Below are 26,203 nucleotides of genomic sequence, written 5' to 3'. Positions count from 1 at the left end.
CGGGAGATTTACGCAATATAGTAGCCCTCGTTCCGGGGTGGAACGACTGTCGCAGCCGCCGTCAGGCGGCCGATACCCAGAGCTCCCCCTTGCCCAGGGTCGCGAGATCGCCCGAGTACCGGGTGAGCGCCCCGGCGGCGAGGTCGGCGTGGGCCGGGCTCAGGGGCCGCAGCGACCGGGCGAGGAGGCGCAGGAACACGAGGTCGTGGGTCCCGGTCTCGACGAAGCTCGGGCTGAGGGCACCGACGCCGCCCGTGAGGATCGTGCCGCGCCGCATGCCGAAGCCCGGGTGGTCGCCCACGGAGGCCGCCGCGATGGTGCCGGCGATCATCCGCGAGCCCGCATGGGCCCCGGCCGCCCCGACGAGGATGAGGCCGCGCCGCATGCGGTCTCCGAGGTGATCCCCCGCCGCGCCCTTGATGATCAGGGTGGCGCCGTCGAGACCGGCCTTGGCGGCGTAGACCGCCCCGCCGGCATGGTCGCCCGCATCGCCCTCGATGGTGATGGTGCCGCCGGTGGCCCCCGACCCCGCGAACGGACCGGCCGAGCCGGTGACCGTGACAGTGCCGTTCCGCATGCCCGCGCCGAGGCGCTGGCCGACATCGCCGACGACCCGGATGCTGCCGCCGTCCAGCGAAGCGCCGACCCGGTCGAGGCGCGACGAACCACCCTCGATGACGAGATCCTCGGAGCCGTCGAGGCTGATGGTGAAGCAGTCGCCGAGGGTCAGGCCCCGGCGGCTGGTGCCGACGGGGAGCTTCGCCGCCTCGGTCTCGCTGAGTCCGCTGAGGGAGAGGGGGGTGACGTGCAGGAAATCGAGCCGCTCCAGCGGCTCCTGGCGCAGGGTGAGGGTGCTCATGCCGCTCCAGCCTCGCTCGCCGGCTCCTTCGAGAGCAGGTCCTTCAAGTGGTAGTGATGGCGGCCGAGATTGCCGCCGTAATTGCCGGCCGTGACCGCCACGAGCCCGTGGGCCGCGCCGGCCTCGGTGGCCGCGTGCAGGGCCGCGCGCATGGATTCGGCGACCCCGTGCGAGGTCAGGGCGTCGATGACGATCTCCAGCACCACGCCGACGTCGGCCGAGAGTTCGGTGCCGGCCCGACCCTTCAGGGTCGGGCAATAGGCGTCGTTGGTCGAGGCCATCATGCCCTTGGTGCGTGCGCCGACCTTCGAGCCCGAGCGGACGATGCCGCCGGGGAAGGGCAGGATCGCGCCCGAGACCGTGCGGGCGGCATCGACGGCGATCTCGGCGACCTTCAGGGTCTCGGCGTGGTTGCGGCCGAGGAACAGCAGGTTGCCGCCGCCGACCGCCCCGTCCACGGCGCGAACGAAGTCCTCGCACAGGAACTCGCCGTCCATGACCGGGATGCGCCAGTAGCGGCGCGACTGGCCGGTGATGGGATCGGGCAGGCGCTTGGCCACGGCGAACCCGTCGCCGAAGTAGCGAATGGCGCCGCCGAGTTTTATTTTCGTGGGGCCGTCGACGCCGGCGTAGCAGGCGGTGCCCGGGCAGGTGAGGATGCACTGGCCGACGCGCTTGAGGAGCTGGTCCTTCAGGCCGTTCGGTTCGAAGCCGAACAGCAGGACGCGCACGCCGGGGCGCCCGTCCGGCGTCTCCTCGGGCGACAGTTCGCAATCGATGCCGGCCTCGGCGCCACAGCCGATCACGGACGTGGCGAACCCCGTCATGGTGACGGCGGCGATCATCGCCCACTTCGCCGTATCGTTGGTGATGATGATCGCCGTGCCGGCGACGTCGAACGCCTCGGCGAAGGTGTCGATCACCGGGATCCCGTTGAGGGTGAGTTCCGTCATGTCAGCCACCGGTCCTCACGCGACGCCCATCCTTCAAGCCGGACATGTCCTTCAAGCCAGACATGCGACCTCCTCGAACACGTCCGCCTTCGGGAAGGCCTCGTCCGGCACCTCGAAGGAGCTCAGGCCCGCGCCGAAGCGGTCCTGCAGGTAGGTCTCCGAGAGGGCGACCATGGCCTTGTCGGACTCGACGGTGAGTTCGAGGGTGTGCCCGGAGGTCCAGGCCACGACCTCGCCGTCCTCGACGATGGTCACCCCGTCCTTGAGCACGTACTTCGCCCGGGCGAACATCGCCGTGCGATCCCGATCGTCGCGATAGATGGCGACGTCGGCCCGCGCGCCCTCGCGCAGGTGGCCGCGATCCGTCAGCCCGAGGAGCTTGGCCGGGCCCGAGCGGGTGAGCTGCGCGATCTCGGAGAAGCTGTACTCGCGCTCGATGGCGCACAGGCCCGAGCGCTCGCCAATGACTTTATGGAGGCCGGCGATCTCGCGGTCGCGCTTCTCCTTGTCCATCAGCAGGTGGATGATGTGCGGGTAATCCGTGAACGGACCGCCATTGGGATGGTCCGTCGTCAGGATCGTGCGCTCCGGCTCCTTGGAGAGCAGCATGAGCTCCAGGCCGATGGCCCATTGCAGGGAGCTGACGGCGCCGCGCGGCTTGTAGAGGAACGGCACGACGCCGCCGCCTTCCGCGTCCCCCGCCGTGAGGATCCATTTCTTCGGATTGGCACCCTTGCGGCCCGCGAACTGGCGCAGGATGTCGAGCGAGATGGTCACGGTCTGGCCGAAGGCGACCTGGCCGACGTCGAAGGTGGCGTTGGGGTGCTTCTCCATCGCCTCGGTGATGCGCTCGGCCGCCGAGCGGAATCCACCGGTGGCCGGATTCTCGGGATCGGCGACGCCGTAGGCGTAGAACTGGGCGTGGGCGAAGTGGATGCGCCGGCCTTCCGCCGCTTCGAGGGTGTCCACGAACGACTCGTCGGCGCCCGGAATGCCGAGGTTGTTGCAATGGACGTGCAGCGGGTGCGGCACGCCGATCTCCTCGACCGCATCGAGCAGGGCCGTCATGATCTTGCGGGTGGACAGGCCGTAGACGGGAATCTCCTCGTCGAGGCTGAGCTTCAGCATCCCGTCCTTGAAGGCCGAGGCGCCGCCCGCGTTGATGCACTTGACGCCCAGCCCCCGCGAGGTGGCGACCGCAAGCGCGACGAGGTCGCGCACCGCCGCCTTGCCCTCGCGCTGGCGCAGGAGCTGGAGCAGGTGGTCGTCGTTGCCCATCACCGTGAGGGCGCCGCGATCGAGCAGCGGAATGTCGGCGAGTTCGAGCTGGGTCGAGAGGGCGCTCGCCGGCGGCATCGCCGGCTCGACCGCGATGGTGTAGCCCATCCGCGCATAGTTCGCGCCGATCCAGGCGGCCGAGCCGCCCGCATGCGCGAAGGGATGGCCCTCGGGGGCCGCCTCGCTGGTGTAGAGCTCCGGCAGGAGCAGGCGGCTCATCACCACGTTGCCGCCGGCTATGTGCGAATGGACCTCGACGCCGCCGGCCATCACCACGCAACCCGTGGCGTCGATGGTCTGGTCGGGCGTGCGCTCGGAGGCGGCGACGACCCGGCCGTTCTCGATCCAGACGTCGCCGACGGCGTCGCGTCCGGCCGTCGGATCGACGACCCGTCCCCCCTGGATGCGGATCAGCATGAGGCGGCCTTCATCTCTACGAGTCGGTCCTGGATGGCGCCGAGCACGCCGGCGGCCGTCAGTTCGGCCGACGGGCCCGTGGGCGGCGCGTACGTGACGGTGGCCCGGCGGTCGTTCCACAGGGCACCGCCGGCGCTCTCGCCCGGCACGCCGACGGCGATGACGATCTCGGCGGCGTCGCCCGTGGCCTCGGGGCTGCCCTCGCCGACGATGGCGATGGCGGGCAGGGTGCCCAGCCAGTCCGGCCGGGGCGCAGGGAGAGAGGCGAGCCACAGGGCGGCATCGGCCTCGCCGGCGGCGATCTGGCGGGCGCTGTCGAAGCGCCAGGGATCGTGCTCGGGCACGTGGCGGCCGAACCCGACGCGGGGGGCCTGGCCAGTGGTCCAGGCCGCGAGCTGGAGGAGGGCGCGGCCCTGGAACGGGTCGGAGACGGGCAGGGCGAAGAAGCGCGTGACCTCGTTGAGGTCCTTGACCATGCCCTGGAGCATCTCGACGCCGAGTTCGCCGAGCTCGGCCGCGTCGTACAGGACGACGCCGTACTGGGCGGCGGCGAGACGCTTGGCGAGATCGCCGTAGGCGGTCTCACCCGCGAGATGCCCCTTCAGGTAGGCGCGCAGATGCGCGACGGAGACCGCGAGACCACCGGCCTCGGCCGGGTAGGCCACGTGCCGGGTAGCGCCGTTGCCCGGACCGCCCAGGGACAGGAGGGTGCGCTCGGCCCCGGCGGCGCGTCCCCGCGTCGGCGCGGATTCGGCGATCTCCCCGACGATGGGCCGGTCCCACGGCGCGTTGCCGACGATGAGGACCGCATCCGCCCGGCCCGTGGTCTCGGCCGGTGTGGTCAGCATCCCGCCGGTCCGGCTCAGGGAGCCCAGTTCGGCGTAGAGGCTCGTGCCCGCCACGGGATCGACGGAAGCGCCGATGGCATCGGCAAGATGATAGGCCGCCCGCGCGGCGCTCAGCTCGGCACAGAGGCCCGCCACGATGGGCGTGCGCGCCGCAGCGAGGAGCGTCGCGGCGGCTTCCACCGCTGCATCCGCATCCGTCGCACCACCCTTCACCCAGGCCGCCATACTTTGCACCTTGGAAAATCGAGAGCCCGGCACACACCACGAAAACAGGGGTCGCGCACGGCGGGACTGAGCCAGTCCAGAACGATCGGGCGGCACGTTTGCATCGGGGCGACGCCCCAAGCAAGTCCCGGGGCCGACGCCGAACCGATTGAGGCTGGAATTTTTTTGGCTTGCCCGAGCTTTGACTTGCCCCAGCACCGAAAGTTCCGACGGACCCCGCGCGATGCAGGCCGGAGGATGGATGCGCTCGCGGCGCTTGCGAGGCGTCCGCGCTCCGTGGGAGAAGCCCGCTGCCGGGCAATCCGCTCCGCAGCGACGCGATTGACCGAGCCGTATGATGCGGCCCGCAGGATCGAGAGGGATCGACGTGACACAGATCCCGGATGGGGCAGGGGACGGGGCAGGGGACGACGTGGATAGGCGGGGCGTGCGGGTGCACGCGCCGGGCCGCCTGCATTTCGGCTTCCTCGACCTACACGGCGGGCTCGGTCGGCGCTTCGGCAGCCTCGGCCTCGCCCTCGACGCCCCGGCCGTCACCCTCACGGCGCGCGCAGCGACCAGCCTGACGGTGACGGGCCCGGAAGCCGCGCGGGCGCACGGCTACGCCCTGGCGGCGGCCGGCCATCTCGGGATCGAGGGCCACGCGGCGCTGACCGTCGAGGAGACGATGCCCGCCCATGCGGGCTTCGGCTCCGGCACGCAACTGGCGCTGGCCGTCGCGGCGGCCCTGGCCCGCCTCGCCCGCCGGGCCTTCGCGCCGGAGGCCTTCGCCGATGCCCTCGACCGGGGCAACCGCTCCGGCGTCGGCCTGGCGGCGTTCACGCAAGGGGGACTCATCGTCGACGGGGGCCGCGACGGCCTCGGCACGCCCCCACCCGTGATCGCGCGGCTCGACTATCCGGAGGCCTGGCGCGTCGTCCTCATCCTCGACACCGGCATGACCGGCGTCCACGGCACCCACGAGACCGAGGCCTTTCGCGATCTGCCGCGCTTTCCCGAGGCTCAGGCCGCCGAGATCTGCCGCCTCGTCCTCATGCAGGTGCTGCCCGCCGCCGCTACCACCGAGCCCGAAGGATTCGGCGCCGGCATCACCCGGATCCAGCGCCTCATCGGCGACCATTTCGCCCCCCACCAGGGGGGGCGCTACGCCAGCCCCGCCGTGGCCGAGGCGCTCTCCGCCGTCGCGGCGCAGGGGATCAGCGGCTATGGGCAGAGTTCGTGGGGTCCGACGGGCTTCGCCCTGGTGCCGTCGGAGGACGTGGCGCGCTGCCTCGTCGCGTCCCTGGAGCGGCCCGGCCCGTTGCGCTTCCTCATCGCACGCGGGCGAAACACCGGCGCCACGGTGACGCCGCTTTAAGGCGGGCGGCCTACTCCGATCCTTGACCGGCGTCGCAACGACCGGCTTTGACATTTCACCACCCCGGCGCACGCTCGGGGCAAGTCTTCTGGAACTGACTGCGACCGCACGGAGGGAAACCCGCCATGGCCCGCTCGATCCTGCACATGATCACGCCCCTCAAGCACATGAGCCCGTTCGACGTGAACATGGCCGTCGATGCCGGGTTCGAGACCATCGCGACCTACACGGGCGCGAGCCTGCCCGACGTCACGTCCCTGGTGCAGGATTCGATCTTTTCGCGCTCGCCCCAGGACGGGACGCGCACGGGCATCTTCATCGCCGGCAAGAACGCCGAGGAGGCCCTCGACATGGTCGACCGGGCCAAGAAGGCCCTGGTGCCGCCGTTCGCCAACCACATCTTCGCCGACCCGGCCGGCTCCTTTACCACTGGGGCGGCCATGGTCGCCGAGGTGACCCGCGCCCTGAAGGCGAAGTTCGACACGGAGCTCGCCGGCAAGCGCATCGTGATCTTCGGCGGGGCCGGCGTCGTCGCCTACGTGGCGGCGGTGATCGGGGCGCTCAACGGCGCCGAGACCACCATCGTCGGCCATGACGGCGAGGAGCGCGTCAGCAAGATCGCCCACACCATGCGCTGGCGCTTCGGCGTCGAGGTCGGGTCCGTGGACGGCTCCACCGTGGAGGCCCGGCGCGCCGCCATCACGAAGGCCGACGTGATCCTCTCGGCCGGCCCCGCCGGGGTCTCGATCCTCACGGCGGAGGATCTCGAATCCGCGCCGAACCTCCTCGTGGCCTCCGACGTCAACGCCGTCCCCCCGGCCGGCATAGCCGGGATCGACGTCAACGCCGTCGACGTGCCCCTGCCGGTGGGCAAGGGCGTCGGCATCGGCGCGCTGGCGGTGGGCAACGTGAAGTACCAGACCCAGTCGCGCCTGTTCCGCCGCATGCTCGAGGCCAAGGAGCCCCTCTGCCTCGATTTTCGCGATGCCTACACGGTGGCCGTCGAGGTCGCGGGCTAACCGGTTCGGCCCGTCCCCATCGGCGAGGCGCGCGCCCTGTCCGGTCCCGCAGGCGCTGCGACGGGCGGCACGCTCCTCGTCGCCGCCCAATCCGGTCGTGCCCTCGCTCAGGCGGCGCGACGGGCGGGGTTTCGCCCGCTGGTCCTCGACCTGTTCGGCGACGACGACACCCTCGACCTCGCCGAGCACCACCGCCGCGCATCGGGCCGGTTCGGCGACGGGCGCCTCGGCGGGCGAGATGTGAGCGCGGACCTCGATGCCCTGTCCGCCCTGGCCGACCGGCCACCGGTCGGGCTCGTCCTCGGCAGCGGTTTCGAGGGTACGCCCGATCTCATGGCCGCCCTCGCGGCGCGCTTCCGCCTCCTCGGCGCAGCGCCCGACACGGTCACGCGCCTCAAGGACCCGCTCGGCTTCGCGGGCCTGTGCGCCCGTCTCGGCGTGCCCCATCCCGCCGTCACCCGCGATCCCGTGCCCGACCGGGCCGGATGGCTCCTGAAGCGGGCCGGCGGCTCGGGCGGCACCCATATCCGGGCGGCGACCGCCGGGCCGGCGCCACCCGGCGCCTATTTCCAGGCCCGCGTACCGGGCCGGGCCCATGCCCTGGCCTTCCTGGCGGACGGCCGGAACATTGCAATCGTCGGCATAACCGAACAGTGGAGCGCGCCGTCGCCCCTGCGCCCGTTCCGCTATGCCGGCGCCGTGGAGCGTGCGCGCCACGAGGGGCCGGCCCTCGCCCCGCGCATGGTCGACCGGATCGCCGAGGCGGTCGAACGCATCGTCTCGGAAACCGGGCTGCGGGGCCTCGCCAGCGCCGACCTGCTCGTGTCCGATGAACACTGGTGGCTCACCGAGATCAACCCGCGCCCCGGCGCCACCCTCGACGTCCTCGACCGGCGCCCGACGCCGCTGCTCGCCCATCACATCGCGGCGAGCCTCGGCCGCCTGCCTGCCGTGGAGGAAGCGCCGGTGGATGCGGCGGCCACGGAAATCTGTTACGCGGCCACCGGCTACGCGCCGATGCCGCCGCTCGACTGGCCGGATTTCGTGCGCGATCGCCCAAGATCCGGCAGCACGGTGGCGCGCGACGCGCCCCTGTGTACCCTGTTCGCAACGGGGACGGACTCGGCCGCCACGAGAGAGATGTTGCGAGGCCGGGCTGCCCGATTGCGGACCCTGCTCGATCTGACGGAGGAACACCCATGACCACGCGTCCGACCGCGCCCAAAAGCCCCTATCCGAGCGTCAATGCGCTCACCGCTCCCCTGGTCGAGCGCCTCGTCGCCGATGCCGGCCTGCTGCGCCTCGCCGTGACCACGCAGGACGGCGCCCGCATGGTCGATGCCGGCGCCTCCGTGCGCGGCTCCATCGAGGCCGGCCGCCGCATCGCCGAGATCTGCCTCGGCGGCCTCGGCACCGTCACCATCGCGCCGTCCGGCCCCGTCGCGGCCTGGCCCTACTCCGTGGTGGTGCACTCGTCCGATCCGGTCATCGCCTGCCTCGGCAGCCAGTATGCGGGCTGGTCGCTCGCCGACGAGACCGGGGATTCCGGCTTCTTCGCCCTCGGCTCCGGCCCAGGCCGCGCCGTCGCCGTGGTGGAGGACCTCTACGCCGAGCTCGGCTACAAGGACACCGCCACCCAGACCGCCCTGGTGCTCGAAGCCGCCGGCGGCCCGCCGGCCTCCGTGATCGCCAAGGTGGCCGAGGCCACGGGCCTCAGCCCGGCGCAGCTCACCTTCATCTACGCCCCGACCCAGAGTCTCGCGGGCGCGACCCAGGTGGTCGCCCGCGTCCTCGAAGTGGCCCTGCACAAGGCTCACACCGTCGGGTTCGACCTGCACAAGATCGTCGACGGCCTCGGCTCGGCGCCGCTGTCGCCCCAGCACCCGGACTTCATCCAGGCCATGGGCCGCACCAACGACGCCATCATCTACGGCGGCCGGGTTCACCTCTACGTCGAGGCCGACGAGGCGGACGCCCGCCAACTCGCCGAGCAGCTGCCGTCGACCACCTCGGCCGACCACGGCGCGCCCTTCGCCGACATCTTCGGCCGGGTGAACGGCGATTTCTACAAGATAGACGGGGCCCTGTTCAGCCCGGCCGAGGTCATCGTCACCTCCGTCACCACGGGCAAGAGTTTTCGCGGCGGGCGGCTGATGCCGGAGCTGGTGGAAGCCTCGTTCGGCTGACGTGGATCACGGGGGCAGGGCGCCTGCCCCCTCTCCCCGCCGGGCGGGGAGAGGGCCGTATGGACCCCGGCGGCCAGCGACGGCGCCAGCCGAAGCGAGGGTGAGGGGGTGTCTCCGGACGAGACTCCTTCGCCGAACGCCCCCTCACCCTCGGCTGCCGCCTCGCCGTGACGACGACAGGATCGGCACGGCCCTCTCCCCGCAAGCGGGGCGAGGGGACTGCGCGGCAGCCCGGCCGGATCAATCCGGATATCGTGTGAGAACAAGACAATGCGGATCGGGCTCGCGGCCGACAACGGCAATTGGCACAAGGCGCGCTTGAAGGCCGCCCTGGAGCATCTCGGTGCGGAGCCGGTGCTGTTCTCCCTGGCCGACGTCGCCATTCGGACGGGCGGACGGGAGCCCCTGCGGGTGCCGGGTTTTCCCGACGCCCTGCCGGACGGCGTCCTGCTGCGGACCGTGGCCGGCGGCACCTTCGAGGCCACCACCATGCGGCTGGGCGTGCTCCACGCCCTCGTCGCCTCGGGCACCACCGTGTGGAACTCGCCCGCTTCCATCGAGCGCTCCGTCGACAAGGCGATGACGAGCCTGCTCATCGACCGCGCCGGCCTGCCGACGCCCGACACCTTCGTGGTCTCCAAGCGCGCGGCGGCGGCCGAGATCGTGGCCCGCGAGGCCGGTCCCGGCCGGCCCCTGGTGCTGAAGCCCCTGTTCGGCTCGCAAGGGGAGGGGCTCCAGCTCATCGAGACCCCCGACGATCTGCCGGGCGAGGACGCGGTGTCCCGGGTCTACTATCTCCAGCGCTACGTCGCCCGCAGCGACGGCCTGTGGCGCGACTACCGGGTGTTCGTCTGCGAGGGCCGCGCCATCGCGGCGATGATCCGCGAGGGCGACGGCTGGATCACCAATGTCCACCGCGGGGGTCGGCCGCTGCCCTGGACCATGCCGCCCGCGGCGGCCGAGCTCGCCGAGCGTGCCGCGGCGGCGGTGGGGGTCGACTACACGGGAATCGATCTCGTCGAGGACGGGGAGGGCGGCTTCCTCGTCCTCGAGGTCAACTCGATGCCGGCCTGGTCGGGCCTGCAGAAGGTCGTCGAGGTCGACATCGCGCTCGCGGTCGCGCGCGGCTTCCTCGCCGCCGTGCGGACGGCGCGGCCCCCGCGCCTCGTCTCGGCCCTGGGATGAGGGCTCCGGGAATAGGGCCGCGCGCATGACCCGCCTCACGGCCATCGGCGAAGCCTACCGGGCGAGCTGCCTCGCCGAGCTCGACGCCCTGAAACCCGGCAACGTCCATGCCTTCGCCGACGGCCATCGCATGGCCACCCGCGATTTCGTCATCAGTGCCGAGGTCTCGGCCCCGCATCTGGCACGAACCGGCACGCGGGTGGGACCACGGGTCCGCACCGCCATGGAGGCGACCCTGGCGGCGGTGGGCCAGAACACCAATCTGGGAATCCTGCTCCTCTGCGCGCCCCTGGCGCTGGCGGCCGAGGCCGGCACGCCGCTGCGCGCCGCCCTGGCCGGGGTGCTCGACGGCCTCGACGGACGGGACGCGGAGGAAGTCTACGCCGCCATCCGGCTGGCCAATCCCGGTGGCCTCGGCACGGTCGAGCGCCACGACGTGACCGGCTCCGGGACCCCGCCCGCCCTGCTGACGGGCATGGCGGAGGCGGCCCCGCGCGACGCCATCGCCCGCGCGTACGTCACCGGGTTCGCCGATCTCTTCGACATCGGCCTGCCGGCCCTGGCGGCGGCGCGGGCACGGGAGCTGTCGGCGCCGTGGACCACGACGGCCGTCTTCCTCGCCTACCTCGCCGGCGTGCCGGACAGTCACGTGGCGCGCAAGCACGGGCTGCCCGTCGCCGAGGCCCTGCGCGCGGAGGCCGTGGATCTCCTCGACCTCGATCTCGCGGTCCTGCCCGTGGACGCCCTGATGGCGAAGGACCGGGCCTGGAAGGCGGCCGGACTCAACCCCGGCACCAGCGCCGATTTCACCGTGGCGACCCTGTTCCTCGATCATCTGCTCGCCTGACCTGCGCCGACGAAACACTGACTGCGGATTCACCAACGTCAGCGTTTGTTCCGGCCCAGATCAAATAATTTGCCGGAAACCACGCTTCGCGCAGGGTTGTTCCGGGCAAACGCCCAGAGTAGGGTCCGCGCCGCGATCCGGGCTAACCGGTCCGCCCTTTCGGGGGCTGGACGCCGTGAACAAGGATAGCTTTCGGCCGCGCTCGTCTTCGAGGGCGGTCACGTCTTTTCAAGACTCCTGGGAGAAACCCCACATGGCGAAGATCAACAAGGTTCTGGTCGGCGAGGCCCTCGTCGGCGATGGCAACGAGGTCGCCCACATCGATCTCATCATCGGACCGCGCGGTTCGCCGGCCGAGACGGCTTTCTGCAACGGCCTCGTGAACAACAAGCACGGCTTCACCAGCCTGCTCGCGGTCATCGCGCCGAACCTGCCCTGCAAGCCGAACACCCTGATGTTCAACAAGGTCACCATCAACGACGCCCGTCAGGCCGTCCAGATGTTCGGCCCCGCCCAGCACGGCGTCGCCAAGGCCGTGCAGGACGCCGTCGCCGAGGGCATCATCCCCGCCGACGAGGCCGACGACCTGTTCATCCTGGTCGGCGTGTTCATTCACTGGGAAGCGGCCGACGACGCCAAGATCCAGAAGTACAACTACGACGCCGTCAAGCTGTCCATCCAGCGCGCCGTCAAGGGCGAGCCCACCGCCGCTCAGGCCACCGAGCAGCGCAACTCGGCTTCGCACCCCTTCGCGTCGAACGCTTAGATTGGGGGCAGTCCTGGGCAGAGTGAGCCTCCGCCCGCACCGCGGGGCCTGATCCAGCGACTGGCATCCATCTTCCTCGGACGATGAACTCTTCGGATGGGGCGGCTTCGGCCGCCCCTTCTTTTTGCACTACGCCCCGAGCGAACCATCGTGGATCGCGGAGGCGACGAGGGCGCCGGCGACGCCGATCCCCGCCAGGGCCGCCACATCCGCCGGACCGCGTACGCCCCCCGCCGCATAGAGGCGGGTCGCCGGGCTCGAAGCCCGCAGGGCGGCGAGCCGGTCGAGATCCGGCCCGGCCCCGGCACCGACCCGGCCCAGGGTCATCACGATCACGTCGCGCGGCCAGTGGGCCGGTTCGTCGTGAAGCGCATCCGGCCCGAGCCGCTCGCTCCCCCGCGTGTCGAGGGAGAACACGGCCCGCCCGCCGAGCGCCCGCACCAAGCCGGCATCCGTCTGGCTCTCGCTGCCGATCACCGGCCGCCCGAGGCCGGCGGCGAGAAACGCGTCCACCCCGGCGGCGTGCGAGAAGCCCGCATCGACCCAGAGCCGCGCATCCGGGCAGGCACACCGGATCGCCTCCAGGCTCGCCCGGTCGGGCGGGGTGCCGTCGATGATCGCATCGAGGTCGGCGACGTAGAGGCGGGTCGCGCGCACCGCTGCCATGAGTCCGCGCGCCACGGCCCCGGGCGACGATTCCTTTGCCAACGGCGTCACGATCGGGGCATAGGAGGCGCGCTCGCCGGCCCGTGCCCGCACCACCTGCCCGTGGCGCAGGTCGATCACCGGAATGATCTCGAATCCGTCCGCCATCCCGCTCTCCGTTCCCAGGCCCGCCTCCGTGTCAGCAGCATCCGCCCCCGCACAAACGCCCGTCATCGGCTGGGATCTCGGCGGGGTCCATGTCAAGGCGGCCCTTGTGTGCGGCGGCCGGGTCGAGACCGTGGTGCAGGCGCCGTGCCGCCTGTGGCGCGGCCTGCCGGCCCTCGACGAGACGTTCGCCCAGCTCCCCGACTGGGCGCGGGCTCCCGCCGACCACGTCGTCACCATGACGGGCGAACTCACCGACTGTTTTTCGGATCGGGCCGACGGCGTGGCGCAACTCGCCGGCTGGGCCGCCGCCCATCTCAAAGGGTCCGTACGGATCTACGGCGGCCGCGCCGGTCTCCTCGCGCCGGAATACGCCCGCACGGCCGCCGCCGACATCGCGTCGGCCAACTGGCACGCCACGGCCGCCCTGGTCGGCCGGCACCACGCCCACGCGCTCCTCGTGGATATCGGCTCCACCACCGCCGACCTGATCCCCGTCGTCGGGGGGACGCCGGCGGCATCGGGCTACAGCGATGCCGAGCGCCTGGAGACGGGCGAACTCGTCTACACGGGGGTGGTGCGCTCCCACCTCATCGCGCTTTGCGACCATGCCCCGTTCCGGGGCCGACGCACCCGGCTCATGGCCGAGACCTTCGCCACGATGGCGGATGTCTACCGCATCACCGGCGACCTGCCCGACGACGCCGATCAGCAGCAGAGCGCCGACGGCAAGGGCAAATCCCTGGCCGAGAGCGAGATCCGGCTGGCCCGCATCATCGGCCGCGACCACGGCGAGGGCGATCCCGCGGACTGGCGGGCGCTCGCCGCCCACTTCGCGGAGGCGCAGCTGCGCCCGCTCCACGATGCGGCGGCGCTGCTGCTGTCGCGCAGCGACCTGCCGGCGGACGCCCCCCTGGTGATCTGCGGCGCCGGGCGGTTCGTCGCCGAGCGTCTGGCGACCCGCCTCGGCCGTCCGGCCGTGGCGCTCACCGACGTCATCGCCGACCGGCTTCCTGCGACGGGGGCCGATTGGGCCTCCACCTGCGGCCCGGCCGTGGCCGTGGCCCTCCTCGTCCGATAACGCCTCACCCCCGGAGATCCCCATGAGCGCCACCCACCGCCTCGCCCGCATCCTCGCCGCCCGTTCGGGCGAGGACATCGAACTCGCCTTCGCGACGCAGGACGGCCAGACCCTCAAGGTCCTGGCGACGCCCGATCAGATCGATCGGCTCGTGGACGAACTCGAGGACATCCTGAATTCGCCGACGGGTCCGGAGGCCGACGAGCCGCCGGCCGTCGCGTAGCGGCGCGTCAGCGCCCCGTGCGCACCCGGGTCCAGGCCCGGGTGACGAAGCGCTGGGTCCGGTCGTCCCAGGCGGTGTTGACGAACAGGCGCTGCAGGGTGGCGTCGTCCGGGTAGATGCCGGGATTGCCCAGGATCTCCGCCTTGACGAACTTCTTCGCGGCCGCGTTGCCGCTGGCATAGGAGACGAAGTTGGTGTTGGCCGCCGCCACCTCGGGCCGCATCATGTAGTCGATGAAGGCGTGGGCCTCCGCCGCATGGGGGGCGTCCTTGGGGATCGCGAACGCGTCGAACCACATGAGCGACCCCTCGCGCGGCACGTAATAGGCGATTTCGACGTCGTTCTTGGCCTCTTCGGCGCGCTTCTTGGCCTGCATCACGTCGCCAGAATAGCCCACCGCGAAGCACAGGTCGCCGTTGGCGAGGCCGTTGATGTATTCCGACGAGTGGAACTTGCGCACGGCGCCGCGCACCTTGAACAGGGCGTCGGTGACCTGGGTGATGTCGTCCCAGCGCCGGGTGTCGGGCTTGAGGCCGTAGGCCGGCAGCAGGCTCGGGATCAGATCCTCGGGCGAATCGAGGAGCATGACCCCGCAATCCTTGAGCTTGTTCAGCAGGCCGCCGTTGAGGACGAGATTCCAGGTGTTGAGGGGCTGGGCCGCACCGAGGCGTTCGCGCACGAGGCCGAGATTCACCCCGATCCCGGTGGTGCCCCACATGTAGTCGACGGCGTAGGCGTTGCCGGGATCGTAGGCGGCGAGCCGTCCCGTGATCTCGGGCCAGGCGTGGACGAGGTTCGGGATCTTGGCCTTGTCGAGGGGCTGGAACACCCCCGCCCGGATCAGGCGCTGCAGGAACGGGCCCGACGGCACCACGAGGTCGTATCCGGAGCGGCCGGCCAGCAGCTTGGTCTCGAGAATCTCGTTGTTGTCGTAGGTGTCGTACACGACCTTGATGCCCGTCTCCTTCGTGAAGGCATCGAGCATCTTCGGGTCGATGTAGTCCGACCAGTTGTAGATGTTGATCACGCGCTCGGGGGGTGCGGTCTGCGCGCGCGCAGGACCGCCCCAGCCCGCCGCCAGGGCCATCAGCGCCCCGGCGACGAGGCTGCGGCGGGTGCGCGCGCGGATCACGCGGCGGCCTTGACGGCGACGACGACGATCTCGACGAGGTATTCGGGGCCGGCGAGGCGGGCTTCCACCGTGGCACGGGCCGGCTTGTCGTCGGGCGAGACCCAGGGCTCCCAGGCCGCGTTCATCTCCGCGAAGGTCGCGATGTCGGAGAGGTAGATCGTCGCCTGCAGGATGCGGCTCTTGTCGCTGCCGGCCAGCGCCAGGAGCCGGTCGATGTTGGAAAGGATCTCCTGGGTCTGCGCGGTGACGCCGGCGCCGACAGTGGTGTTGGCCGTCTGGCCGGCGAGATACACCATGTCGCCGTAGGTGACCGCCTGGCTCATGCGCGGGCCGGATTCGAAGCGCTGGATCGTCATGCTGAGCGAGATGCCTTGGCTGCCGGCCCATCCATCGCGGGCCACGGACCTGCGTTGTGCCGCGTCCCGGGGGCGACCGTAAAGGGGGCGACGGCCTCCGCACGGTCGCGTTGCGACAATCTTGCCACTCCCGGCGCAACCAGTGCTGCGGTGCGGCGTTTCATGATCACAGAACGGCCAAGTCTGGGCGTCGGCGTATCGAGGATCACACCATGGGTATCATCTGGACCATCATCATCGGCTTCGTCGCAGGTGTCGTCGCGAAGTTCATCATGCCGGGCGACAAGGAGCCCGCAGGCTTCATCATGACGACGATCCTCGGCATCGTCGGCGCCTTCGTCGCCACCTTCCTCGGCCAGGCGCTGGGCTGGTACGGCCCGAACCAGGGCGCAGGGTTCATCGGCGCCGTCGTCGGTGCCATCGTGGTGCTCGCCATCTACGGCTTCATCGCCGGCCGCCGCACCACCAACACGTTCTGATATCCGATCCTTACGGACCGGAACGTGGAAGGGGCGCCCTCGGGCGCCCCTTTTTTCGTTCAGGCCGTGTGGCTCAGCTGCTTGACCGGGCAATGGCCCGTGGCCCCACGGATGGCGAGGCCGGCGCCGATGATGAGGGCGGCGAGACTCAGGAACTTGTTCGGGCGCGGCTGGGCCGCGGCGGCGGCGATGCCGAGGCCGAGGACAACGGACACGGCCCGCTCGGTGGTGGTCAGGTTGGCTTCACCTTCGAAGAGGCTCGGGATCATCGGATCGGACATTCTGGAACGTGCTCCTGCGACGTGCTCATGGTGCGTCGCGAGGCGAACGCCGTGTGAGGGCTGGCGTTCCGCGCGAAGCGAATCGCCGTGCCCCGCCCACCCCCGTGCAGGACGCCGCGCCTCCGCGACGGCGCACACCTCCGCGACGGCGATTGTCTCACGCATGCGGCGGCCGGTTCACACGCCTTGATTGCGTCGACCTTGCCGAATTCCCGCCCTACGCCCACAACGTCTCCGCCGCCGGAGAACGCGGCAGGGGAGCGATTTCGATGAAGATCCTGGGCTCGTCCGTGGCGGTGCTGTGCGCCGCGGGCGTCGGCGCGTGCGGAAGCATCACGCGTGGCACCACCGAGAAGATGGCCTTCCTCTCCGAGCCTTCGGGGGCGGCGATGACCACCACCAAGGGCTATGCCTGCCCGGCGACCCCATGCTCCCTCGACGTGGAGCGTTCGGACGAGTTCGACGTCACCTTCGTCAAGCCGGGTTACCGGCCGGCGATGGTCCCCGTGCGGACCAAGGTGGCGGGCGCCGGAGCCGCCGGCATGGCCGGCAACCTCCTGGCCGGCGGCCTCATCGGCGTCGGTGTCGATGCCTATACGGGCGCGGCCATGGACCATACGCCCAACCCCGTCAGCGCGACGCTGGTGCCCGACGCCCTTCCGAGCGCGGAGCGGGTCCGCCGCAGGCGCGGGCAGCCGGGAGTCTGATCCGGGATCGGCCGGCGCAGACGAAAAAGGGCGCGGCTCCCGCTGAAGCCGCGCCCTTCGTTCGGTGACCGGATGCGCCGTGGCGCACCCGGGCGACGCTCGTTTACGCGTCCTGGCGCGGGGCGCGGGCGCGGTCCTGCTCGGCGTTGCGCTCGGCCTTGAGCTTCTCGGTGAGGTCCTCGCCGGTCTCCTGGTCGACGACCTTCATGGACAGGCGGATCTTGCCGCGATCGTCCGCGCCGAGGAACTTGACCTTCACCTTCTGGCCGTCCTTGACCACGTCGGTCACCTTGGCGACCCGCTGGGCGGCGAGCTCCGAGATGTGGACGAGGCCGTCCTTGGCGCCGAAGAAGTTCACGAAGGCACCGAACTCCATGCACTTCACGACGGTGCCGTCATAGATCATGCCGACTTCGGCTTCCGCCACGATCGACCGGATCCAGTTGTAGGCCGCCTTGATGGCCTTGCCGTCGGCGGAGGCGATCTTCACCGTACCGGTGTCGTCGATGTTGATCTTGGCGCCGGTCTTCTCGACGATCTCGCGGATCACCTTGCCGCCGGTGCCGATCACTTCCCGGATCTTGTCGGTGGGGATCTGCATGGTTTCGATGCGCGGCGCGTACTCGCCGAGCTCGGGACGGGCATCGGTCAGGGCCTTGGACATCTCGCTCAGGATGTGGACGCGGCCTTCCTGCGCCTGATGCAGGGCGACCTTCATGATCTCCTCGGTGATGCCCGCGATCTTGATGTCCATCTGCAGCGAGGTGATGCCGGCTTCCGTGCCCGCCACCTTGAAGTCCATGTCGCCCAAGTGATCCTCGTCGCCGAGGATGTCGGACAGCACGGCGTAGCGCTCACCCTCGAGGATGAGGCCCATGGCGATGCCCGCCACCGGACGGCGGAGCGGCACGCCGGCATCCATCAGCGACAGCGAGGCGCCGCAGACGGAGGCCATGGAGGACGAGCCGTTGGACTCGGTGATCTCGGACACGACGCGGATCGTGTACGGGAACTCGTGGGCCGGGGGCAGGATCGGGTGGATGGCGCGCCAGGCGAGCTTGCCGTGGCCGATCTCGCGGCGGCCCGGGGAGCCCATGCGGCCGGTCTCGCCCACCGAGTAGGGAGGGAAGTTGTAGTGCAGCAGGAAGGTCTCCTTGTAGGTGCCTTCCAGCGCGTCGATGAACTGCTCGTCCTCGCCGGTGCCGAGGGTGGCGACCACGAGGGCCTGGGTCTCGCCGCGGGTGAACAGCGACGAACCGTGGGCGCGGGGCAGCACGCCGACCTGGGACTCGATGGGGCGCACGGTGCGCACGTCGCGTCCGTCGATGCGCGAGCCGGTGTCGAGGATGTTCCAGCGCACGACCTTCGACTGCGCTTCCTTGAACGCGGCCTTGACCTTCTCGGGCGCAAACTTCTGCTCGCCGTCCGCCGGGCACAGGGCGGCGATCACCTTCGCCTTCACGGCGTCGACGGCGGCGTAGCGCTCCTGCTTGATGGTGTTCTTGTAGGCCTCGCGCAGCTCGGCCTCGCAGACGCCGAGCACGGCGGCCTCGACATCGCCGTTCTCGGGCGCGGAGAAGTTGCGCGGCTCCTTGGCGGCCTTCTCGGCGAGGCGCACGATGGCCTCGATGACCGGCTGGAAGTGCTTGTGGCCGAACATCACGGCGCCGAGCAGAACCTCTTCGCTCAGCTCCTTGGCCTCGGACTCGACCATCAGGACGGCGTCGGTGGTGCCGGCGACAACGAGGTCGAGGGAGGAGGCCTCGAGATCGGCCACCAGGGGGTTCAGGCTGTACTGGCCGTTGGCGTAGCCGACGCGGGCGGCGCCGATGGGGCCCATGAACGGCACGCCCGAGAGCGTGAGCGCCGCGGACGCCGCCACCATGGCGAGGATGTCGGGATCGTTCTCGAGGTCGTGGGTCAGGACGGTGACCACCACCTGGGTGTCGTTGCGCCAGCCCTCGACGAAGAGGGGGCGGATCGGGCGGTCGATGAGGCGGGAGACCAGGGTCTCCTTCTCGGAGGGCCGGCCCTCGCGCTTGAAGTAGCCGCCGGGAATGCGGCCGGCGGCGTAGGCACGCTCCTGGTAGTTCACGGTGAGCGGCAGGAAGTCGATACCGGCCTTGGGCTCCTTGCCCGAGACGACGGTGGCGAGCACCGAGGTCTCGCCGTACGTCGCCATCACGGCGCCGTCGGCCTGGCGGGCGACCTTGCCCGTCTCGAGGACGAGCTTGCGGTCGCCCCACATCAGCTCTTCGCGTTGTACGTCGAACATTCTTTTGTCCTTGCCATCATGCGGTCGGGCGGACCCGGCGCCGCCAGGGGCAAGATGGCGAGGGGCTTTCTCGGTGTCCGAAAAGCCCCTCGCGATCCTGTCCCCGGCCGGCACGCCTTCAAGTCACCCGGGTTTCGGGGGGCCGGACCCATTCCGGCATCCCGATCTATGGAAACGCGGCCCCGGGCCGGGCCCGGAACCGCGTGGAGAACGCCGGCTTAGCGGCGGATGCCGAGTCGCTCGATGAGGCTGCGGTAGCGGGCCTCGTCCTTGCCCTTGACGTAGTCGAGCAGCGAGCGGCGCTGCGAAACCATCTTCAGGAGGCCGCGGCGGGAATGGTTGTCCTTGCCGTGGGTCTTGAAGTGGCCGGTGAGGTTGGTGATCCGCTCGGTGAGGATCGCCACCTGGACCTCCGGAGATCCGGTGTCCTTGCCGCCGTTCGCGTATTCCTTGATGAGCGCGGTCTTGCGCTCTGCCGTGATCGACATCGCTATCCCTTTCGGTGGGTTTTTCGGATCGTGCGGGCCCCGGCGAACCAGGGGGCCGCGAACACTTGCGGGAGGCCGGTGCCGGGATGTCGTCCAGCACGGTCAGTCCACAAGCAGCTTGTGCCCCGGCCCCGTTCACACGGGTCGAAGCGCGCGCAACATACACGAAAGCGCAGGCCGTGCCACCCCTCGCCATACCCCCTGGATTCCCGACCCTGGCAGGCCACCCCGTGCAGGATGCCATCGTGGCCGCGTCGGGGTTGCGTCGCGCCGTTCCGGCGAGGGGATTCGGCCGCCTGCGCGATGAATACCGAACGAGGATGCCGCCCCCAATCCACTCATGGGAACCGCCCGCCAACAAGCCCGTTGACTGCCAGATTGGATCTGTTCTAATTCTCAACTGCAGGCAGCCACGCTGCCGATTTCGATCAGGAGCGACCGTCATGGCGAACGCCAAGTGTGAGAGCTGCAAGTTCTTCGACGAGCACAAGGTCAATGGCGCGGCTGCGGCCGCCGACGAGGGCCTGTGCCGGTTCAACCCCCCGGTGAGCCAGCCGGAGCCGCAGGGTCACGGCCTGTGGCCGGTGGTGGGCGCCGCCGATTGGTGCGGTCACTTCACCCCCGAGATGAGCGCGGCCGAGTAATACCTGACCTTGATGAGCCTGACTCATCGAGGTCTGTCCGCGCGACGGCGCGGCGGCGGTCGTCCGCCGGACCTCAGTGAGACCGACCTATGGGTCGGTCTCACTGAGAATTGGTATAAGCGACCGACTCGGTACGAGAACGAAGAAGGGCCAGCCGCGAGGCTGGCCCTTCTTCGTTGGCGCGCCTCAGGCCGCGCGTCGGCCGAGGCTCCGGATATCCTGCACGAGGGCGTCGACCCGTTCGGGGTCGGAATCCCAGGCGAACATGAACCGGGCGCCCCCGCCGATGAAGGTGTAGAAGCGCCAGCCCCTGGCGCGCAGCGCCTCCAACCGGTCGGCGGGCGCCCTGAGGAACACCGCGTTGGCCTCGACGGGGAACATCGCGGACCAGTCGGGAAGGCCGGACACCGCGGCGGCCAACCGCTGGGCGCAGACATTGGCGTGCCGGGCATGGACAAGCCAGGCGCCGCCTTCGAGCATCCCGACCCAGGGCGCGGACAGGAACCGCATCTTCGAGGCGAGCTGCCCCGCCTGCTTGCAGCGATAACCGAAATCTTCGGCCAGCACCGGATCGAAGAACAGGATCGCCTCGCCGGCGGCCATGCCGTTCTTGGTGCCGCCGAAGCACAGGAGATCGACGCCCGCCCGCCAGGTCATGTCGGCCGGTGCGCAGCCGAGGCTCGCGCAGGCGTTGGAGAAGCGCGCGCCGTCCATGTGGAGGCGCAGGCCGAGATCCCGGCAGGTGGCCGACAGGGCGCGGATCTCGGGAAGCGTATAGACCTGCCCCGTCTCGGTGGGCTGCGTGATGGTCACCACCCGGACCTTCGGGAAGTGGATGTCCGAGCGGCCGGTGGCGAGCGCACGCACGGCGGCCGGGGTGAGCTTGCCGTTCTCCGTGGGGGCGACGAGAAGCTTCGAGCCGTTCGAGAAGAATTCCGGCGCCCCGCACTCGTCGGTCTCGACATGGGCCGAGGCCGCGCAGATGACGCTGTGATACGACTGGCACAGGGAGGCCAGCGCCAGGGCGTTGGCGGCGGTGCCGTTGAAGGCGAAGAACACCTGGGCATCGGGCTTGTCGAACAAAGTCCGAAACGCGTCCGCCGCGCGGGCCGTCCAGGGGTCCTCGCCATAGGCCGGCATCGAACCGGCATTGGCGGCCTGCGTCGCCGCCCAGGCTTCCGGGCAGATGCCAGCGTAGTTGTCGCTCGCGAATTGCTGGGGCGACGCGGAGGGTGGATCGAGGGGCATCGCTGGATTCGCCTATCGTCGTTGAGGCCGCAGGGTGAGCGGGACGACGACGTGTGGCGAAACCCGTTTGTTGCCGGTCCGGCCACATCCCCTCCCGGATCGGGAGAGCGCCACCTTGCCCGGGAGCAGGTTGGCGTCAGGCGTCGGCCCGACTCTTGATGCGGATCGGAATTTAACAGAGCCGCGACCGCCCCACAACCTGGGCGGGACCTTCCGGCCTGCCCTCGGCCGAACAGCAGAACGGGCCGCACAGGACCCGTTCGATCGTCTCGTGTTGGTTGCGCTGCCCGGGTGACCGGGCGGACGCCTCAGATGGAGCGGCGGTTCGGCGCACCGGAATAGCGGCGACGGAGGTACGACACGAGCTTGGGCAGGAGGAAAGCGACGAGCAGCTTGCGCATGGGAACTCCGGGTTGGCCGCGCGGGCGCGGCATTTCGCAGGACCAATGCGCGTGAGACGGCTCCCGTTCCGTGGTTCGAGCCTAAAGCTCCAGGGTCAGGGTCACCGGCGCATGGTCGGAGGGACGTTCCCACCCACGCGCGTGCCGAGCCACGGTGAGATCGCGCACGGTTCCGGCGAGGTCGGGCGAGACCCAGGCGTGGTCGAGGCGCCGCCCCTTGTTCGCCGCGGCCCAATCGGGCGAGCGATAGCTCCACCACGTGTAGATCTTCTCGGGCTCGGGCACGAGCAGGCGGGCCGTGTCGATCCAGCCCGCCTCGCCCCGCAGGGTCTCGAAGGCTTCCGTCTCGATGGGTGTGTGGCTCACCACGTCGAGGAGTTGCTTGTGCGACCACACGTCGTGTTCGAGGGGGGCGACGTTGAGGTCGCCGACCAGGATCGCCGGACCGGACGGGCGCCGCCCGCCCCAGGCCCGCAGTTCGGCGAGGAAATCGAGCTTGTGGGCGAATTTCGGATTGAGGGCCCGGTCGGGCACGTCGCCGCCGGCCGGCACGTAGAAATCGTGCAGGACGATTCCCGCGGCCTTGCCGGCCTCCGGCCCCAGCGCCGCCGAGATGTGGCGCGCATCCGCGCGGTCGCAGAAGGCCATGCAGTCGCGGGTGATCAGGGGAAACCGCGACAGGATCGCGACGCCGTTGTAGCCCTTCTGCCCGGCGAAGACAGCGTTCTCGTAGCCCGACCCGCGCAGGGCCTTGAGGGGGAAGGCGTCATCGGGACACTTCGTCTCCTGCAGGCACAGGACATCGGGCTGCACTTCGGCGAGGAAGCGCAGGACGAGGTCGATGCGCAGGCGCACCGAGTTGATGTTCCAGGTGGTGACGGTGAGGCGCAACGATCGATCCGCTCGCGTGAGGCCGGAAAAGGTTTAAAGGAACCTGCGCGCGACGGCGCGGCGGCTTCGCCATAGCCCGAAACCGCCCCGGCCGTCGCCGTGGAAATGCCGCGCCCGGCCGCGATTCCCATCGGGATCGGGGAGGGCGCGCGATTCAGGGGTCGTCGTTACCGTGTCGCGCATCCGCTCCACGCTGTTCAATCTGTACTGGGCCGGCTGGACCGCGCTCTTCCTCGTGCCCCTGGTGGTGCTGGCCGCGCTCGGCTCGCCCACGGGCCCGATCCGTGCGGCGACGCGCCTGTGGTCGCGCGGGATCCTGTTCGGGTTGGCGCGCATCGTCCGCCTCACCTACGTGGAGGAGGGGCGCGCGCGCATCCCGGCCGAACCCTGCCTCATCGTCGCCAATCATCAGTCGGCCTGGGAAACCCTGGCCTTCCTCACCCTGGTGCCCAACGTGGCCATCGTGGCCAAGCGCGAGCTCGTGGCGATCCCCATCGTCGGTTGGTTCCTACGGCGCTCGCCGATGATCATCATCGACCGGGCCAACGGCACCCAGGCCCTGCGCGTGATGATCGACGAGAGCCGCGCGGCCATCGCGCAGGGGCGCTCGGTGCTGATGTTCCCCGAGGGCACCCGCGGGGGCATCGACGATCCGGTGCAGTTCAAGCGCGGCGTCGAGCTGCTCTACGCCAAGCTCGGCCTGCCCGTGCTGCCCGTGGCGGTGAATTCCGGCCTGTACTGGCCCCATGGCGGCTCACGCCACCATCCCGGGGCCATCACCGTGAGCTACCTCCCGGTCCTGTCCGCGGGACTTTCCGGTGCGGCGTTCATGGAGGGCACGCAAGGGGCGATCGATGCGGAGTTGAATCGCTGGAGGGAGGCGGACAGGTCGGTTGCCGAGAGCGACACAAGTCCTTCCGCAGGATAGGAGGAGCGGAGGCCGCGCATCGCTGTCCTCTAGGCAAGCGATCAAATGTCCTACGCCCTCAAAACTCCCTTGGTGTCTGCACCATCCGGTTCCCTAATCCGCCAAATTGAGTGCCCAACTGTCTACTACACTCCTCCTAAGATTATAGAGCTTGAGAAGATGCCACCAGACATCGCGAAGCTCATGGTCAATATTTGGCAAAATTCAGTTCACGCCGGAAGAAATATCGATATTTATGTTCTGAAAAACGTTTTTGTCTCGAACGAAGGATTGGTTTTCGACGAGAACGCACACCTTATTGCTTGCACGCGAACACTTCATTCCGACGAACAAATCGATTCCTCGGCCGAAGCGGTCCGGTCGATCCGAGATCGCGAAGGCGTCCGTGCCATCCGGAAAGCCGTCCTGGCGAAAAGCCGGGGTGCGGAGAACTACGGGCATTTCCTGATCGAGATGCTGACGCGGGCTTGGTTCGCGCGAACCTACCTCGCTCTGACAGATTGGCCCGTTCTCATTCACGAAAGCACAGCTGCAATCCGAAAGGTCGCGATTCAGGCGATTCAGCAGGCAGGATACGACCGAGATCAGATTCTGACCTGCGGTCAGGAACCAGTCTTTCTACAGGAATTGATCTACGTCGACGGCCTTGCTTCCCATTCTCAGTATATCTCGCCCTACGTCATGCAATGTCTCGATGCCGTTGCAGACGATGTCCAAGCGGGAACGGCCAGCATGATCTATGTGCCACGTAGACCCGCACCGACGCGGGATTTCGTCCACGAAAGGCAGATCTCAGCGGCCCTGGTCGCCGATGGTTTCTCTGAGGTCACGACGGCATCGCTCGATTTCCGTGATCAGATCGCCGCGTTCAAGGGCGCCAGCACCGTTGTGGGCTCCATGGGCGCGGCGTTGACGAACCTAGTCTTCTGCAGGCCCGGCACGGACGTGTTCGTGTTTATGCCGAGTAGCGCGGCGGAAGTCCTGTTCTGGATGATCTCCCAGATCAGGCGACTCAACTACTGCGAGATCCGAACCAAGGAGACTGGCCCTCAGACTGGGCCCCTCCCGTGGGACAGGGCGCTCGATATTCCTCCAAGGCAGCTCGCCAGAATTGTCGCCGGCAAGGACAGGGGCCTCCTCGAACGTTTCGGATGGCACCCGCCGCATGGCATAGGGGACGTCATGCGCCAGATCGTCCGTAGACGGTTCGTCGGTGGAGCAGCTTGAAACGCTGGCTCGACGCTGTTCAGCCACATCCGTCTCGGTTAGCGTTCCCTGGGATCGCTCGATTCGCGAACGCGACATCGTGGAGGAAGTGGCTTCCGCGTTCGCGACAGGGCGCCGGCTCGGGCACTTCATCGATGACGGCCGGCGATCTGCGCTCCTCACTGCGCCCGGATCTGCTTCTCCATCGCCTTGTCCTCGGACCGGCCGTAATTGATGAAGAACGCCGTGCCCTCGACGCTGCGGCCCTTCTGCAGATTCGAGAGCTGCACGATGGTCTGGTAGCCCTGGGGATCGGTGATCCGCCACTGGCTCAGGGTCTTCACCTCGGCATCGAAGAACAGCTGGATCTTCGAGGTGCCGCCGAGCGTCGAGCGGTCCTCCATCGAGATGCGGACGCCGCCCGGATCGTTCGAGACGTCCGAGACCGTGAGGTCGCGGGCGAGGTCGATCTTCTCCCGCAGGAGGAATTTCAGCGGGGTCTGCGAGATGAAGTACAGGTCCTGCGTGCCGAGCTTGCGGTCCTTCACGGCCACGGACGTGCCGTCGGCGACCACTTCCAGGGGGGAGGGCTGGTCGTAGTCGAAGCGCAGGCGGCCGGGCTTCGCCAGCGTCAGCTTGCCGCCGATGCGCCGCCCGTCGGCGCCGATCTGCACGAAGGTGCCGGTGAGGGTGGTAATGCCGTTGAAGTAGGCGTTGGCCTGCGCGAGCACGGCTGCGGCATCGGCCTCCTGCGCCAGCGGCGCACCGACGGCGGCCACCCTGGCGGGCTCGGAGGCCTTGAGGGGGAGCTTGGGGGTCACGATCTTGTCGCCCGCCACCGCCTTGGTGTCCTTCGTCGGCGTGTCCTTGGCTGGCTTTGCCGCCTGCGGTGCGGGCTTCTTCGGAGCGGCGGGGGCGGGAGCGGGCGGGGCCGGCGGCTCGACCGGCGCCGGGGCGGGCTCCTCCTTGCGGCCGAACAGGCCGTCGAGGAACGAGCCTTGGGCCGCGGCAGGCTGGGGCTGAACGAGGACAGCCGCCAGGACGAGCAGCGGGCCGGCGGCGAGGCGGTGACGGCGGCCGATCATCTGACGGTCTCCTGAAGGCGGTTCGAAC

General features: G+C 69.7%; 27 protein-coding genes and 1 riboswitch. Of the genes, 14 read left to right on the top strand and 13 right to left on the bottom strand.

The features are described 5' to 3' along the window. Nucleotides 1–61 precede the first annotated feature (61 nt). The 4 genes from ASG60_RS17265 to ASG60_RS17250 are packed head-to-tail and all read right to left on the bottom strand — an operon-like array spanning nt 62 to nt 4,580. The gene (locus ASG60_RS17265; RefSeq protein WP_056386837.1) at nt 62–859 is read right to left on the bottom strand and encodes a formylmethanofuran dehydrogenase subunit C; all 798 of its coding nucleotides are present in this window, start codon (nt 857–859) and stop codon (nt 62–64) included. Continuing rightward, entirely contained in the window at nt 856–1,812 is a 957-nt protein-coding gene (fhcD, locus tag ASG60_RS17260; RefSeq protein ID WP_056175188.1) for a formylmethanofuran--tetrahydromethanopterin N-formyltransferase, read from the bottom strand. The genes ASG60_RS17265 and fhcD overlap by 4 nt, the downstream gene beginning before the upstream one ends. 51 nt (nt 1,813–1,863) lie before the next feature. Beyond that, a complete protein-coding gene (locus ASG60_RS17255; RefSeq protein WP_056386836.1) occupies nt 1,864–3,507 on the bottom strand; it encodes a formylmethanofuran dehydrogenase subunit A in 1,644 nt (547 codons plus the stop codon). Further along, nucleotides 3,501–4,580 (bottom strand): hypothetical protein, encoded by a 1,080-nt coding sequence (locus tag ASG60_RS17250; RefSeq protein ID WP_056386834.1) that lies wholly within the window; start codon nt 4,578–4,580, stop codon nt 3,501–3,503. Before ASG60_RS17250 ends, ASG60_RS17255 begins: the two co-directional genes overlap by 7 nt. 367 nt (nt 4,581–4,947) lie before the next feature. On the opposite strand from ASG60_RS17250, the gene ASG60_RS17245 reads away from it, so the two are divergent. The 7 genes from ASG60_RS17245 to fae all read left to right on the top strand — a co-directional run bounded on the left by ASG60_RS17245 (nt 4,948) and on the right by fae (nt 11,940). Continuing rightward, the gene (locus ASG60_RS17245) at nt 4,948–5,937 is read left to right on the top strand and encodes a beta-ribofuranosylaminobenzene 5'-phosphate synthase family protein (RefSeq protein WP_056386832.1); all 990 of its coding nucleotides are present in this window, start codon (nt 4,948–4,950) and stop codon (nt 5,935–5,937) included. 125 nt (nt 5,938–6,062) lie between these two features. Next, entirely contained in the window at nt 6,063–6,956 is an 894-nt protein-coding gene (locus ASG60_RS17240) for an NAD(P)-dependent methylenetetrahydromethanopterin dehydrogenase (RefSeq protein ID WP_056175176.1), read from the top strand. Between the two features lie 36 nt (nt 6,957–6,992). Continuing rightward, a complete protein-coding gene (locus ASG60_RS17235; protein WP_056386830.1) occupies nt 6,993–8,159 on the top strand; it encodes an ATP-grasp domain-containing protein in 1,167 nt (388 codons plus the stop codon). Next, nucleotides 8,156–9,142 (top strand): methenyltetrahydromethanopterin cyclohydrolase, encoded by a 987-nt coding sequence (mch, locus tag ASG60_RS17230; protein ID WP_056175171.1) that lies wholly within the window; start codon nt 8,156–8,158, stop codon nt 9,140–9,142. The genes ASG60_RS17235 and mch overlap by 4 nt, the downstream gene beginning before the upstream one ends. Before the next feature lie 270 nt (nt 9,143–9,412). Then, on the top strand, nt 9,413–10,327 hold the full coding sequence (locus tag ASG60_RS17225) for a RimK family alpha-L-glutamate ligase (protein WP_056175168.1): 915 nt from the start codon (nt 9,413–9,415) through the stop codon (nt 10,325–10,327). Between the two features lie 25 nt (nt 10,328–10,352). Next, nucleotides 10,353–11,174, top strand: a complete 822-nt coding sequence (locus tag ASG60_RS17220) for a triphosphoribosyl-dephospho-CoA synthase (RefSeq protein ID WP_056386828.1) — start codon at nt 10,353–10,355, stop codon at nt 11,172–11,174. Nucleotides 11,175–11,427: 253 nt separating this feature from the next. Next, on the top strand, nt 11,428–11,940 hold the full coding sequence (gene fae / locus ASG60_RS17215; protein ID WP_056175161.1) for a formaldehyde-activating enzyme: 513 nt from the start codon (nt 11,428–11,430) through the stop codon (nt 11,938–11,940). A 129-nt stretch (nt 11,941–12,069) separates the two neighbouring features. Here the strand turns inward: fae and ASG60_RS17210 are convergent, their stop codons facing one another. After that, nucleotides 12,070–12,753, bottom strand: coding sequence for a HisA/HisF-related TIM barrel protein (locus ASG60_RS17210; protein ID WP_056386826.1), 684 nt, complete (start codon nt 12,751–12,753; stop codon nt 12,070–12,072). Between the two features lie 28 nt (nt 12,754–12,781). On the opposite strand from ASG60_RS17210, the gene ASG60_RS17205 reads away from it, so the two are divergent. Further along, nucleotides 12,782–13,831 (top strand): hydantoinase/oxoprolinase family protein, encoded by a 1,050-nt coding sequence (locus ASG60_RS17205; RefSeq protein ID WP_056386824.1) that lies wholly within the window; start codon nt 12,782–12,784, stop codon nt 13,829–13,831. 22 nt (nt 13,832–13,853) lie between these two features. Beyond that, on the top strand, nt 13,854–14,054 hold the full coding sequence (locus tag ASG60_RS17200; protein WP_056175151.1) for a hypothetical protein: 201 nt from the start codon (nt 13,854–13,856) through the stop codon (nt 14,052–14,054). Nucleotides 14,055–14,061: 7 nt separating this feature from the next. Here ASG60_RS17200 and ASG60_RS17195 read toward each other — a convergent pair whose 3' ends face one another. Beyond that, entirely contained in the window at nt 14,062–15,141 is a 1,080-nt protein-coding gene (locus ASG60_RS17195) for a polyamine ABC transporter substrate-binding protein (RefSeq protein ID WP_056175633.1), read from the bottom strand. 41 nt (nt 15,142–15,182) lie between these two features. Continuing rightward, nucleotides 15,183–15,542, bottom strand: a complete 360-nt coding sequence (locus ASG60_RS17190) for a RidA family protein (protein ID WP_056175150.1) — start codon at nt 15,540–15,542, stop codon at nt 15,183–15,185. Between the two features lie 212 nt (nt 15,543–15,754). Between ASG60_RS17190 and ASG60_RS17185 the strand changes: the two genes are divergently transcribed. Beyond that, nucleotides 15,755–16,021 carry a GlsB/YeaQ/YmgE family stress response membrane protein gene (locus tag ASG60_RS17185; RefSeq protein ID WP_056175147.1) on the top strand — a complete coding sequence of 89 codons (267 nt, stop codon included), beginning with the start codon at nt 15,755–15,757 and terminating at the stop codon, nt 16,019–16,021. A gap of 59 nt (nt 16,022–16,080) precedes the next feature. On the opposite strand, the gene ASG60_RS17180 is transcribed toward ASG60_RS17185, so the two are convergent. Beyond that, a complete protein-coding gene (locus ASG60_RS17180) occupies nt 16,081–16,302 on the bottom strand; it encodes a DUF2892 domain-containing protein (protein ID WP_056175146.1) in 222 nt (73 codons plus the stop codon). Nucleotides 16,303–16,571: 269 nt separating this feature from the next. On the opposite strand from ASG60_RS17180, the gene ASG60_RS17175 reads away from it, so the two are divergent. Next, complete coding sequence (locus ASG60_RS17175) at nt 16,572–17,009, top strand: hypothetical protein (protein WP_056386823.1); 438 nt, start codon at nt 16,572–16,574, stop codon at nt 17,007–17,009. 103 nt (nt 17,010–17,112) lie between these two features. Here ASG60_RS17175 and pnp read toward each other — a convergent pair whose 3' ends face one another. Together pnp and rpsO are read right to left on the bottom strand one after the other, a co-directional pair. Continuing rightward, on the bottom strand, nt 17,113–19,284 hold the full coding sequence (pnp, locus tag ASG60_RS17170) for a polyribonucleotide nucleotidyltransferase (RefSeq protein ID WP_056386821.1): 2,172 nt from the start codon (nt 19,282–19,284) through the stop codon (nt 17,113–17,115). 218 nt (nt 19,285–19,502) lie between these two features. Then, the gene (gene rpsO / locus ASG60_RS17165) at nt 19,503–19,772 is read right to left on the bottom strand and encodes a 30S ribosomal protein S15 (RefSeq protein WP_056175138.1); all 270 of its coding nucleotides are present in this window, start codon (nt 19,770–19,772) and stop codon (nt 19,503–19,505) included. Nucleotides 19,773–20,215: 443 nt separating this feature from the next. Between rpsO and ASG60_RS17160 the strand changes: the two genes are divergently transcribed. Beyond that, nucleotides 20,216–20,416, top strand: a complete 201-nt coding sequence (locus ASG60_RS17160) for a hypothetical protein (RefSeq protein WP_056175135.1) — start codon at nt 20,216–20,218, stop codon at nt 20,414–20,416. Between the two features lie 186 nt (nt 20,417–20,602). Here ASG60_RS17160 and ASG60_RS17155 read toward each other — a convergent pair whose 3' ends face one another. Together ASG60_RS17155 and ASG60_RS17150 are read right to left on the bottom strand one after the other, a co-directional pair. Continuing rightward, a complete protein-coding gene (locus ASG60_RS17155; protein WP_056386818.1) occupies nt 20,603–21,664 on the bottom strand; it encodes a low specificity L-threonine aldolase in 1,062 nt (353 codons plus the stop codon). A 56-nt stretch (nt 21,665–21,720) separates the two neighbouring features. After that, a riboswitch (SAM-I-IV-variant riboswitch) is annotated at nt 21,721–21,831 on the bottom strand. Between the two features lie 315 nt (nt 21,832–22,146). After that, nucleotides 22,147–22,956: an exodeoxyribonuclease III gene (locus ASG60_RS17150; protein WP_056175127.1), complete on the bottom strand. Its 810-nt coding sequence runs from the start codon at nt 22,954–22,956 to the stop codon at nt 22,147–22,149. Between the two features lie 172 nt (nt 22,957–23,128). Here ASG60_RS17150 and ASG60_RS17145 point away from each other — a divergent pair, with 172 nt between their 5' ends. Continuing rightward, nucleotides 23,129–23,884: a lysophospholipid acyltransferase family protein gene (locus ASG60_RS17145; RefSeq protein ID WP_056386815.1), complete on the top strand. Its 756-nt coding sequence runs from the start codon at nt 23,129–23,131 to the stop codon at nt 23,882–23,884. 159 nt (nt 23,885–24,043) lie between these two features. Further along, entirely contained in the window at nt 24,044–25,111 is a 1,068-nt protein-coding gene (locus tag ASG60_RS17140; protein ID WP_162244807.1) for a glycosyltransferase 61 family protein, read from the top strand. Nucleotides 25,112–25,269: 158 nt separating this feature from the next. On the opposite strand, the gene ASG60_RS17135 is transcribed toward ASG60_RS17140, so the two are convergent. Continuing rightward, a complete protein-coding gene (locus ASG60_RS17135) occupies nt 25,270–26,175 on the bottom strand; it encodes an outer-membrane lipoprotein carrier protein LolA (RefSeq protein ID WP_056305198.1) in 906 nt (301 codons plus the stop codon). Nucleotides 26,176–26,203: the final 28 nt, after the last annotated feature.

This window comes from Methylobacterium sp. Leaf469 (assembly GCF_001424745.1).
Classification (GTDB): Bacteria; Pseudomonadota; Alphaproteobacteria; order Rhizobiales; family Beijerinckiaceae; genus Methylobacterium.
Note: the sequence above shows the minus strand (reverse complement) of the source record. Positions and strands in the feature narration are given on the sequence as shown.